The organism is Geodermatophilus sp. URMC 61 (genome assembly GCF_052931555.1).
In genome coordinates this window covers 4,242,918-4,254,658 of record NZ_JBRFHZ010000002.1, presented here as the reverse complement: position 1 = coordinate 4,254,658, position 11,741 = coordinate 4,242,918, and the positions used below count along the sequence as shown (strand labels likewise).

Here is an 11,741-nt window from a genome sequence, read left to right as displayed (position 1 = left end):
GGAGCGGCGGCGAGATCGGCGATCGCGCACGGTTGTCGCGGCCCAGCCGTGCCAGATCGCCGATGTCGCCAGGACCGCTCGGGACACGCGCGTCCGGGCACGCCGCGACCGCCGTCCTCGACCGACCGTCGCCGTCCTCGCGCTGCACGGTGAGGACGGCGACCGCAGGGTGCGGCCGGTGCGTCGCGGCAGGGCACTCGGGCGGATCCGGTTCACGGCCGGGATCAGGTCGGGTCGAGCACCCGCTCGTAGAACAGCGAGTCGGCGGCGTCCGGCGCGCCGACGTAGGCGCCGAACGCCGGGATCGGCCGGTAGCCCGCGCCCTCGTAGAGCGCGATCGCCTCCGGCTGCCGCGGGCCGGTCTCCAACCGCAGGGTCGTCCACCCCCGTGCGCGGACGGCCGCCTCCAGGCCGGCGAGCACGACCTTGGACAGACCCCGCCCCCGCGCCGCGGGCACGACGTACATCCGCTTGATCTCGGCGACGCCGGACGCCAGTTCGCGCAGGGCGCCGCAGGCCAGCGCCTCACCGGCGGCGTCGCGGGCGACGAGGACGACGCTGACGTCGGAGGCCGACGGCGGCGTCCCGGGCTCCTGACCGCCCTCGTAGCGCGCCCGCAGCTCGTCCTGCTGGGCGGCGGTCAGCCGCTCGACGTCGGCGTCGTCCCAGGCGGCCGGTGTGAGTCGCACCTCGAGCACGGCCCGACCGTACTGACGCGCTCCACGGAGAACCCGTGACGTCCGTCAGTACCGCCGGGACCCGCCCGGCGACAGACTGGGGCCCCGACCCGAGGAGGCCACCCCGATGCCCGAGCCGCACCTGCGCGCTGCTGACGCCGACCGTGCCGCCGTCGCCGCCCAGCTCGGTGAGCAGATGAGCGCCGGGCGGCTCACCGTCGCCGAGTACGACGAGCGCCTGGCCCGCGCCTACGCCGCCCGGACCTACGGCGAGCTCGAGGAGCTCACCGCCGACCTGCCGCGCCCGGCCGCGCAGCCCCCGGCGCCGGCTCCGGTCGAACCGCAGCCCGCTGCCGCGCACGGCTGGCACCACGGCGGCTGGAGCGGCGGGCCCACCCGTCAGGCGGCCTGGCGCAACTGGGCCGCCGTCGCGGTCATCGTGCTCACCGTCTGGACCGCCACGGTCATCGGCTCCGGGGAGCTGCACTACTTCTGGCCGATCTGGGTGATCGGCCCGTGGGGCGCGGTGCTGCTCGCCCAGACGCTGGGTCGGGGCCGCGGCGACGACGACCGCCGCCGGCTGACCTGACGGCGCGGGTGACGGTCCCTGGAGTGGGTACACCGACGCCGACCGCCCACGCCGGAGGACCGGGGGACCGATGCACACGATGACCGAGCGCTTCACCGACGCGCTGCACCGGATCGACAGCGACCGCGACGTCCAGCCCATGGTGGAGCTCACCGGGGACGACGCCGAGCTGGTCAAGCTCGACGAGCACCACCAGACGAGGGGCAAGGACGGCGCGAAGACCTTCTGGGAGGACTACCGCAACGTCTTCGGGGACCTGGAGACGACCTTCACGCACAGCGTCGTGGGTGAGGACAGCGCCGCCCTGGAGTGGACCTCGACCGGCACCCTGCGCAGCGGCAAGCCGTTCCGGTACCGCGGGGTGACCGTCATCGAGGGCGACGAGGAACGGCTCACCGGTGTCCGCACCTACTACGACTCCGCGGCCTTCATCCAGGAGCGCGGCGGCACCGCCTGAGCGCGGACCCCGGCCCCGCCGGCCCCCGTCCAGGGCCCGCCGCGGCCCCGTCCCGGGTCCCACCCTGAGCTCTGACGGCCCCCTTGCAGGGGCCCGCCGCGAGCCTGCGAGTGGCGGGGGGCAAGGGGGTCCTTCAAGGGGAGGGCGGGGGCCTTCCACGGGGGAGGAGGGGCCTTCGACCTGCCGGGGACCGGTGAGGCAGACGCGAGGGGCCCGGGGAGATCTCCCCGGGCCCCTCGTCGCACCTGTGGGCAAGGGGGGAGTTGAACCCCCACGTCCTTCCGGACACACGGACCTGAACCGTGCGCGTCTGCCATTCCGCCACTTGCCCTGGCGAGGACCGACAGTAGCAGCCCCTGCGGCCGGACCCCGGGAGGGGGTCCGCCATCCTCCCTGCGGGTCCGCCCCGCGCCCCGGAACGTGAGTCGGTCCCCGGCTGGCCGCTCCGCGGACGGCTACGATCATCGGTGGCAGACCGGACGACCGCGCGAACGCAAGGGAGCGACTGTGGGTGTGCTGCAGCGCTTCGAGCGGCGACTGGAGGGCATGGTCGGACTGGCCTTCGCCCGGATCTTCAAGGGCAAGGTGCACCCGGCCGAGATCGCCAAGGCCCTGACCCGCGAGGCCGACGAGCAGCGCTCGGTGGTGGGTGAGGGCCGGGTCCTCGCGCCCAACGTCTACGACGTCCGGCTGGGTCCCACCGACTACGAGCACCTCGCCGAGTGGTCCGAGCAGCTGGCCACCCAGCTCGCCGACATGGTCACCGAGCACATCCAGGGCGAGGGCTACCAGGTCTTCGACGCCGTCCAGGTGCGCCTCGAGCGCGACGACGCACTGCCCACCGGAGTCTTCGAGGTCAGCTCGCACGTCGCGGACCCGTCGGCGAAGCCGGGCCCGCGCGTGGACCCCCCGGTCGGCCCCCGCAGCGGCGCCATCCCGCCGCTGCCCCCGTTGCAGGGCCGCATGGCCACCGACACCGGCCGGCAGTCGCCGTCGACGGTCGTAGGCCGCGCCGGCAGCAAGCCCGGTGTCACCCACGTCCTGGTGGTCGACGGCCCCGGCACGCGGCACGAGCTCACCACGGGGCGCAACGTCATCGGCCGGGGCACCGACGCCGACATCCGGCTGCCCGACACCGGCGTGAGCCGCAAGCACGTCGACGTCGTCCTGGACGACGGGACGGCGATCGCGGAGGACCTCGGCTCCACCAACGGCACCCTGGTGAACGGCCGGCGGATCACCCGGCAGCCGCTCGCCGACGGCGACGTCATCCGCATCGGCCACTCGGTGCTGGTCTACCGGCAGGACGGCGCGTGAGGCGGGTCGCGCCATGACGGCCGAGATCGTGCTGCAGATCTTCAGGTTCGGCTTCCTGCTGCTGCTGTGGCTGTTCATCTTCGCCGCGTTCCGGGTGGTCCGGGCCGACCTGTTCGGCGGTCGCGCCGGGCGGGTGGCCTCGGTCCCGCCGCGCGCGGCCGCCCCGGGGAAGAAGAGGACCCGCGGCGCTCCCAAGACCCTCGTCGTCACCGCCGGCCCGCTCACCGGGACGAAGATCACACTGGGTGAGCAGCCGATCCTCATCGGCCGCGCCGACGACTCGACCCTGGTGCTCACCGATGACTTCGCCAGCTCCCGGCACGCGCGGCTGACCAACCGTGGCGGCCAGTGGTACGTCGAGGACCTCGGCTCCACCAACGGCACCTACCTCGACCAGCAGCGCGTCCAGGGGCCGCTGCTCGTCGCGCCGGGTCAGCCGATCCGCATCGGGCAGACCGCGCTGGAGCTGCGCTCGTGACCCGCCGCGCCCCGGGGAGCCTGCCCCGATGAGCCTCGCGCTGCGCTACGCGGCCCGGTCCGACCGTGGTCTGGTCCGCGGCAACAACCAGGACTCGGTCTACGCCGGGCCCCGGCTGCTCGCCGTGGCCGACGGCATGGGCGGCCACGCGGCCGGCGACGTCGCCAGCAAGGTCGTCATCGCCGCCCTCGAGCACCTCGACGACGACGCGCCCAGCGGCGACATGCTGCAGGCGCTGCGCGAGGCGGTGTTCGACGGCAGCGAGCACCTGCGCGAGGTCATCCGCGAGTCCCCGCAGCTGGAGGGCATGGGTACCACGCTCACCGCCGTCCTGTTCGCCGGCGGCCGGCTGGCGCTGTGCCACGTGGGCGACTCCCGGGCCTACCTGCTGCGCGACGGCGTCCTGCAGCAGATCACCCACGACGACACGTTCGTGCAGACGCTGATCGACGACGGGCGGATCACGCCCGAGGAGGCCAACCACCACCCGCAGCGCTCCCTGCTGCTGCGCGCGCTCAACGGGCAGGACGTCGACCCCGACCTGTCGATGCGCGAGGTCCGCGCCGGTGACCGCTACCTGCTCTGCTCCGACGGCCTGTCCGGCGTGGTCAGCGAGGAGACGCTCGCCGAGGCGCTGCAGGACCCCGACCCGCAGTCGACCGCCGACCGGCTGGTCGAGCTGGCGCTGCGCAGCGGCGGGCCGGACAACATCACGGTGATCGTGGCCGACGTCGTCGAGGACAACGGCGGCGCGCTGATGGACCCCGTGGTCGACGGTGCCGCGGGCGACAACGTCGGGCAGCGCGCGGTCGACCCGCGCTCGGCCGCCGGGCGGGCCGCGCTGGCCGACCCGCGACCGGAGCCGCCCGCGGCGACGGCACCGATGGCGGCCGCCCCGCCGCCCGGCCGCGGTCGGCGCCGGGTGCTCGGCGCGCTCGCCGCCGTCGTCCTGCTGGGGGCCGCCGCCGTGGCCGCCTACCTGTGGGTGCTGTCCCAGTGGTTCGTCGGGGTGCAGGACACCGCGGACGGCGCGCGGGTGACCGTCTTCCGCGGCCTGGACACCTCGCTGCTGGGCATGGACCTCAACCGGGTCGCTGACGTCACCGACCTCGCCGTCGCCGACCTGACCCCGGCCGCCGCCAGCAAGGCGCAGCGCGGCATCCCCGCCGCCGACGCCGCCCACGCCGAGCGCATCGTGTCGAACCTGCGCGAAGAGCGCCTGGAGCCGTGCCCCTCCGAGGAGGACGTCGAGCCGTCGACGGTCGCGCCGACCGCGACCCCGTCGCCCTCCCCCACGCCGGCTCCGGACGTCGGTGCGGCACCGAGCGGAGCCGCACCCACCCCGCCCGCGCCGACGACCGCCGCGCCGACGACGACGCAGCCGACGCGGACGTACGAGCCCGGAGTGGACTGCCGGGAGGCCCAGTGACGTCCGGCCCCACCACCGACCCGCGCGCCGCGGCGCCGGGGACGGCGAACCCGCCCAAGCGCCGCAACACCGAACTGGCGCTGCTCGGCTTCGCCGTCCTGATCACGCTGGTCGCTCAGGCGATCGTCGACCTCACCGTGACCGGCGCCCTCACCACGGAGCTGGCGACCTTCGGGGTGTGGTTCACCGCGCTGTGGACCGTCGCCCACCTCGTCGTCCGGAAGTGGGCGCCCTACGCCGACCCGCTGCTGCTGCCCGCGGTCGCCCTCCTGGTGGGTCTCGGGTTGTCGTTCATCCACCGGCTCGACCTGGCCGCCCAGCAGGCCGACAGCGCGGTCAGCCGGGAGGACGCCCCGGTGCAGCTGGTGTGGGCCACGCTGGGCATGGTGCTGTTCGTCGGCGTGCTGCTGGTGCTGCGCGACCACCGGCTGCTGTCCCGGTTCGCCTACACGCTGGCCCTCGTCGGCCTGGTGCTGCTGGCCGTCCCGGCGGTGCTGCCGTCGTCCCTCTCGGAGGTCAACGGCGCCAAGATCTGGATCCGGGTGGCCGGCTTCAGCATCCAGCCCGGTGAGTTCGCCAAGATCTGCCTGACGGTCTTCTTCGCCGCCTACCTCGTCGACAAGCGCGACGTCCTGGCGCTGGCCAGCCGCCGCGTCATCGGCCTGGAGCTGCCCCGCGGCCGCGACCTCGGCCCCGTGCTCGTCGCGTGGATGCTGTCGATCCTCGTGCTCGTCTTCGAGCGCGACCTGGGCAGCTCGCTGCTGCTGTTCGGCATCTTCGTGGTGATGCTGTACGTGGCGACCGAGCGGGCCAGCTGGCTGCTCATCGGCCTGGGCCTGTTCGCCGGTGGCGCGCTCGTCGCCTACCAGCTCTTCGGCCACGTCCAGCAGCGCGTCGACTCCTGGCTGGACCCCTTCGAGTACTACGACGGCTCGGGCTTCCAGGTGGCCCAGGCGCTGTTCGGCCTCGGTACCGGGGGGCTGTTCGGTGCCGGGCTCGGCGGTGGCCGCCCCGACCAGGTGCCGGTGGCCAAGAGCGACTTCATCGCCGCCGCGGTCGGCGAGGAGCTGGGCCTGTTCGGCCTGGTCGCGGTGATCATCGTCTACCTGGTGCTGGTCGAGCGCGGGCTGCGCACCTCGCTGATCTGCCGCGACGCGTTCGGCAAGCTGCTGGCCGCCGGCCTGTCCTTCGCCATCGCCTGGCAGGTCTTCGTCGTCCTCGGTGGGGTCACCGGCCTGCTGCCGCTGACCGGCCTGACCACCCCGTTCCTCGCCTACGGCGGCTCGTCGCTGGTGGCAAACTTCGTGCTGGTCGCCGTCCTGGTGCGGATCAGCGACGCCGCGCGCCGCCCGGTCGCCCCCGCCGGGCCGCCCAAGCCCGCGCTCGGGGACGCGCCGACCGAGGTGGTGCAGACGTGAACGCCCCCCTGCGCCGTGTCGCGATCAGCGTGTTGGTGCTGTTCACGCTGCTGATCGTCAACGTCAACGTGATCCAGGTGGTCCGCTCCGACGAGCTGCGCTCCGACGGCCGCAACACCCGCGTGCTCGTCGAGGAGTACGACCGCGAGCGGGGGTCGATGGTGGCCGGCGGCACCGAGATCGCCCACTCGGTCCCGACCGACGACCCGCTCACCTACCTGCGGCAGTACGCGAACGGCCCGGTGTACGCCCCGGTCACCGGCTACTACTCGCTGGTGTACGGCAACGCCCAGATGGAGCGGGCGGCCGACGACGTGCTCTCCGGCGACGACGCCCGGCTGTTCACCCGGCGCCTGGCCGACCTGTTCACCGGGCGGGACCCCTCCGGCGGCGACGTCGTCCTGACCCTGGACCCCGCGGTGCAGGAGACGGCGATGGCCGGCCTCGAGGGCGTCACCGGCGCGGTCGTCGCCCTCGACCCCTCGACGGGGGCCGTGCTGGGCCTGGCGAGCACCCCGACGTACGACCCGAACCAGCTCTCCAGCCACGAGCCGGCCGCGATCCGCGAGTACGCAGAGAGGCTCGACTCGCTGGAGATCGACCCGCGCCTGAACCGGGCGATCGACGCGCGCTACTCGCCGGGCTCGATCTTCAAGGTGGTCGTGTCGGCCGCGGCGCTGTCCAGCGGCCAGTACACGCCCGACACCGTCGTCCCGGCGCCCCAGGAGCTCGTCCTGCCCGGCACCAGGACGGCGCTGGAGAACTTCGGCGGCTCGGCCTGCGACCCCAGCGGCGAGCAGAGCCTGCTCGAGGCGCTGACCATCTCCTGCAACACCGCCTTCGCCCAGCTGGGCATCGACCTCGGCGAGGACCGGGTGCGGGCGATGGCCGAGGCGTTCGGCATCGACGGCGAGGGCCTGGAGATCCCGCTGACCGTCGAGGGCAGCACCCTCGGCGAGATCCAGAACGACGCCGAGCTGGCGGTCAGCTCCATCGGCCAGCAGGACGTGCAGCTCACCCCGCTGCAGGCGGCGATGATCGCCTCCGCGGTGGCGAACGACGGGACGCTGATGAGCCCCTACCTCGTCGACCAGGTGCGGGCCCCCGACCTGTCGGTCATCGACCAGACCGACCCCGAGGAGCTCAGCGAGCCGATCTCGGCCGACGTCGCCGACCAGCTGACCGAGATGATGACCAGCGTCGTGGAGAACGGCAGCGGCCGGCGCGCGCGGATCCCCGGCATCAGCGTCGCAGGCAAGACCGGGACGGCGGAGAACGCCGGCCCGGACCACAACTGGTTCATCGGGTTCGCACCGGCCGACGACCCGCAGATCGCCGTGGCGGTCTTCGTGGCCAACGGCGGCGGCACGGGCGGCGACGTCTCCGCGCCCATCGCGCGGGACGTCATGCAGGCCTACCTCGACGGGCAGGGCGGCTGATGGCACTGTCGACCGGGACGATCCTCGCCGGGCGCTACGAGATCACCGCACCCATCGCCACGGGCGGCATGGGGGAGGTGTGGCGGGCCCGGGACCGCGTCCTCGACCGCGAGGTCGCCGCCAAGGTGCTGCGCAGCGAGTTCACCGGCGACCCGAGCTTCGTGGCCCGCTTCCGCAACGAGGCGCGGCACACGGCGGCGCTGTCGCACCCCAACATCGCCTCGGTCTACGACTACGGCGAGACCGAGGACGAGCGCGGCGCCCAGCTGGCCTTCCTCGTCATGGAACTGGTCGAGGGCAAGCCGCTGGTCACGATCCTCCACGAGGAGGGCAAGCTCCCGGTCGACTGGACGCTGCACGTCCTCGGCCAGGCCGCCGACGGGCTCTCGGCCGCCCACCACGCCGGCGTCGTGCACCGCGACATCAAGCCGGGCAACCTCATCGTGCGCCCCGACGGCGTCGTGAAGCTGACCGACTTCGGCATCGCCCGGGCCCGCGACGCCACGCCGCTGACCCGCACCGGCATGGTCGTCGGCACCGCCCAGTACCTCTCCCCCGAGCAGGCGCAGGGCTTCGAGGTCACCGCCGCCTCCGACGTCTACTCCCTCGGCGTCGTCGGCTACGAGTGCCTGACCGGCGGCCGGCCGTTCGACGGCACGTCGCAGGTCGCGGTGGCGCTCGCGCACATCAACCGCCCGCCGCCGCCCCTGCCGGCGAACGTGCCGCCGGCGGTGCGGCTGCTGATCGAGCGCGCTCTGGCCAAGGACCCGGCCGACCGCTTCGCCGACGGCGCCGCATTCGCCGCCGCGATCCGGTCGGTGGCCTCCGGCAACGGCCTCTCCCCCGCCGCCGGGCCCGCGACGACGCCGCCGTACCCGACGGGCGCCGCCCCCACGGCACAGACCGAGGTCGTCGACGACCTCGCCGACTCACGCACCCAGGTGCTGGGCGCCGCCTCCGCCGGTGGAGCCGCCGCCACCGGCGCACGCACCTCCGTGGGCGCCATGCCGCCCCTGCGCCGCACGGAGGACGACGACGAGAACGGCCGGTACACCCCGCCGCCCGCGGACGACGACCGCCGCCGCAAGCCCTGGGTGTGGCTGGTCGCCGGCCTGCTGCTGCTCGCGCTGGTGGGTGGCGGGCTGTGGGCCCTGTCGAGCAGCGGGGACGACGGCTCGACGGGCACCGACGCCGTCCCCACGACCGCGGCCCCCAGCTCCGCCACCAGCGCGGCGCCGGGGACGTACTTCGTCGCGACCGACGACTACGTCGGGGACAACGTCGAGGACGTCGCGGACCGGCTGCGTGCCGCGCGCCTGCAGGTCGAGACCGAAGAGGCCAGTGCCGCGCAGCTGGCCGCGCTCGGTCGGGCGCTGGACCAGGGTGGCGTCGTCACCACCGACCCGGCGAACACCGCCGTCCCGCTCGGCGACACCGTGACCCTGTACTACGCCGCCGCGGACTACACGCCGGACACCGGCGACGGGGACACCGGGAACCAGGACCAGTCGGAGCCTCCCGCGGCCCCGACCACACAGGCCCCGCCCCGGACGACCGCCCCGGCCCCCACGACCGGCAACGACCAGGGCGACGAGGACGAGACGGAGCCGGAGCCGTCCGTGACGAGGTCCTCGCCAGCGACGTCCGGCTCGGCCCCCGCGTCCAGCTCGGCAGCGCAGGGGTCCTCGGTCCCCGAGCCGGTGTTGCCCGGCGCGCCGGGCAACCCGGACACCGACCAGGAGTACGAGGGTCAGGGACAGCGGGGCAACGCCCAGGGCCAGCAGCAGATGGCTGGGGAAGCGGACCCGGGGGCGTGAGCCGCACCCCTCGCGCATCCCGGGTCCGGCCGGTCGTAGCGGTTACGCTCCCCGGCGGCCCAGCCGTCCGCTGCGCTCCACTGGGTCCCGCCCGGATGCAGGACCGCACCGCCCGAGAGGACCTCCGATGACCACGCCTCCAGTGCTCGGCGAGCGCTACGAGATCGGCGGGGTGCTCGGCCGCGGCGGCATGGCCGAGGTGCACCGCGGCCGCGACCTGCGCCTCGGCCGCGAGGTGGCGGTCAAGGTGCTCCGGAGCGACCTCGCCCGCGACCCCTCGTTCCAGGTCCGCTTCCGCCGGGAGGCGCAGGCCGCGGCCTCGCTGAACCACCCGGCGATCGTCGCCGTCTACGACACCGGCGAGGACCGGACGTCGAGCGGCGCCACCCCGTACATCGTCATGGAGTACGTCGAGGGCGAGACCCTGCGCGACGTGCTGCGCCGGGAGGGTGTGCTCTCCCCGGAGCGGGCGATGACGTTGGCGGCCGACATCTGCGCCGCGCTGGACTTCAGCCACCGCAACGGCATCGTGCACCGCGACGTCAAGCCCGGGAACGTGATGATCACGCCCCAGGGCACGGTCAAGGTCATGGACTTCGGCATCGCCCGTGCGGTGTCGGACTCCGCCGCGACCATGACCTCCACCGCGGCGGTGATAGGGACCGCCCAGTACCTCTCCCCCGAGCAGGCCCGCGGCGAGAGCGTCGACGCCCGCTCGGACGTCTACTCGGTCGGCTGCCTGCTCTACGAGCTGGTCACCGGCGCGCCGCCGTTCACGGGCGACTCGCCGGTCTCGGTCGCCTACCAGCACGTGCGCGAGGACCCGAGGCTGCCGTCGTCGGTCAACCCGGCGATCCCGGCCGACCTCGACGCCATCCTGCTCAAGGCGCTGAGCAAGAACCCGGCCAACCGCTACCAGTCGGCCGCGGAGATGCGCAACGACCTGCTGCGGGCACTCGCCGGCCAGCGGGTCGAGGCCACGCCGGTCATGGGCGACGCCGAGAAGACCGCCATCATCGGCGCCCCGCCCGGCGGATACGGCGGCGACTGGGACGACGAGGACGACGACGCCGCTCGCAAGCGCCGACGCAACCGGATCATCGCCGCCGTCATCGCCGGCGTGCTGATCCTCGGCGGCGTCATCACCGTGGCACTGCTGGCGAACTCCGGCGACGACCAGCCGACGGCCGAGCCCACGGCCACGCAGGTCCCTGTGCCCAACGTGGTCGGGCAGCAGCAGGCCGCGGCCGAGCAGCAGCTCACCGATGCCGGGTTGACCATCGGCGAGGTGACCACCCAGGTCACCAACGACGAGTCCCAGGAGGGCACCGTCCTGGGCACCGACCCGTCCAGCGGCACACAGGTCGATCCGGGCAGAGCGGTCGACCTGACCGTCGGCGTCGGGCCGGACACCGTCGAGGTCCCGGCCGTCGTCGGCCTGGACGTCGACCGGGCCGAGAGGACCCTGGGGAACGCGGGCTTCACCAACGTGGAGACCGAGGAGGTCGACTCGCTGGCGCCCGCCGACCAGGTGGTCGACGTCAACCCCGGCGAGGGCCAGTCGGTCGACCCGAAAACCACCGTGACCCTGCGCGTGTCCGACGGCGACACCCAGGTGCCCGACGTCACCGGCCAGCCGCAGGCGGAGGCCGTCCAGGCGCTGCGGACCGCCGGCTTCACCAACGTGACGCCCGAGGAGGTCGAGTCCGACCGACCCGAGGGGACCGTGGTCGAGACCGACCCGGCCGGTGGCGAGCAGGCCTCCGCGGACGACCTGATCACCCTGCAGGTCTCCGGCGGCCCCGCCGAGCCGGTCGAGGACCCGCTGGTGACCGTGCCGAACGTGACGACCCAGCCGTCTGCCGCGGCAGCCGTCAGCGCACTGCGCGCGGCCGGCTTCACCGACGTCCGCGTGGTCGACCCCGAGGGGAACGTGGTGGCCGACCCGTCGCAGGCCACCGCGATCCTGGGAACCCAGCCGGAAGCCGGCTCTCGGGCGGCCGCGGACGACGAGATCGCGGTGGTCGTCCGGGTGCCGACTGAAACCGGGCCAACCGAGAGCCCACGCTGACAGCCTGACACGACGCAGGGCCCCTCCCCGCACGGGGAGGGGCCCAGTT

The 11,741-nt window shown here is 74.1% G+C and carries 10 protein-coding genes and 1 tRNA gene; 9 read left to right on the top strand and 2 right to left on the bottom strand.

The features are described 5' to 3' along the window. Positions 1 to 224 precede the first annotated feature (224 nt). Positions 225 to 698, bottom strand: coding sequence for a GNAT family N-acetyltransferase (locus ACU610_RS19890; protein WP_446769420.1), 474 nt, complete (start codon positions 696 to 698; stop codon positions 225 to 227). A gap of 106 nt (positions 699 to 804) precedes the next feature. Between ACU610_RS19890 and ACU610_RS19885 the strand changes: the two genes are divergently transcribed. Together ACU610_RS19885 and ACU610_RS19880 are read left to right on the top strand one after the other, a co-directional pair. Beyond that, entirely contained in the window at positions 805 to 1,266 is a 462-nt protein-coding gene (locus ACU610_RS19885) for a DUF1707 SHOCT-like domain-containing protein (protein WP_446769419.1), read from the top strand. 70 nt (positions 1,267 to 1,336) lie between these two features. Continuing rightward, positions 1,337 to 1,723 carry a nuclear transport factor 2 family protein gene (locus ACU610_RS19880; RefSeq protein ID WP_446769418.1) on the top strand — a complete coding sequence of 129 codons (387 nt, stop codon included), beginning with the start codon at positions 1,337 to 1,339 and terminating at the stop codon, positions 1,721 to 1,723. Positions 1,724 to 1,971: 248 nt separating this feature from the next. Here the strand turns inward: ACU610_RS19880 and ACU610_RS19875 are convergent. Continuing rightward, positions 1,972 to 2,054, bottom strand: a tRNA-Leu gene (locus ACU610_RS19875). 176 nt (positions 2,055 to 2,230) lie between these two features. Here ACU610_RS19875 and ACU610_RS19870 point away from each other — a divergent pair. The 7 genes from ACU610_RS19870 to pknB all read left to right on the top strand — a co-directional run bounded on the left by ACU610_RS19870 (position 2,231) and on the right by pknB (position 11,692). Continuing rightward, positions 2,231 to 3,040 (top strand): FhaA domain-containing protein, encoded by an 810-nt coding sequence (locus tag ACU610_RS19870; RefSeq protein WP_446769417.1) that lies wholly within the window; start codon positions 2,231 to 2,233, stop codon positions 3,038 to 3,040. A 13-nt stretch (positions 3,041 to 3,053) separates the two neighbouring features. After that, entirely contained in the window at positions 3,054 to 3,518 is a 465-nt protein-coding gene (locus tag ACU610_RS19865) for an FHA domain-containing protein FhaB/FipA (RefSeq protein ID WP_446769416.1), read from the top strand. Positions 3,519 to 3,546: 28 nt separating this feature from the next. Further along, on the top strand, positions 3,547 to 4,947 hold the full coding sequence (locus ACU610_RS19860; RefSeq protein ID WP_446769415.1) for a PP2C family protein-serine/threonine phosphatase: 1,401 nt from the start codon (positions 3,547 to 3,549) through the stop codon (positions 4,945 to 4,947). After that, positions 4,944 to 6,365 carry an FtsW/RodA/SpoVE family cell cycle protein gene (locus tag ACU610_RS19855; protein WP_446769414.1) on the top strand — a complete coding sequence of 474 codons (1,422 nt, stop codon included), beginning with the start codon at positions 4,944 to 4,946 and terminating at the stop codon, positions 6,363 to 6,365. Before ACU610_RS19860 ends, ACU610_RS19855 begins: the two co-directional genes overlap by 4 nt. Then, the gene (locus tag ACU610_RS19850) at positions 6,362 to 7,804 is read left to right on the top strand and encodes a peptidoglycan D,D-transpeptidase FtsI family protein (protein ID WP_446769413.1); all 1,443 of its coding nucleotides are present in this window, start codon (positions 6,362 to 6,364) and stop codon (positions 7,802 to 7,804) included. The genes ACU610_RS19855 and ACU610_RS19850 overlap by 4 nt, the downstream gene beginning before the upstream one ends. Continuing rightward, positions 7,804 to 9,621, top strand: a complete 1,818-nt coding sequence (locus tag ACU610_RS19845) for a protein kinase domain-containing protein (RefSeq protein WP_446769412.1) — start codon at positions 7,804 to 7,806, stop codon at positions 9,619 to 9,621. The genes ACU610_RS19850 and ACU610_RS19845 overlap by 1 nt, the downstream gene beginning before the upstream one ends. A gap of 127 nt (positions 9,622 to 9,748) precedes the next feature. Continuing rightward, positions 9,749 to 11,692 (top strand): Stk1 family PASTA domain-containing Ser/Thr kinase, encoded by a 1,944-nt coding sequence (gene pknB / locus ACU610_RS19840; protein WP_446769411.1) that lies wholly within the window; start codon positions 9,749 to 9,751, stop codon positions 11,690 to 11,692. Positions 11,693 to 11,741: the final 49 nt, after the last annotated feature.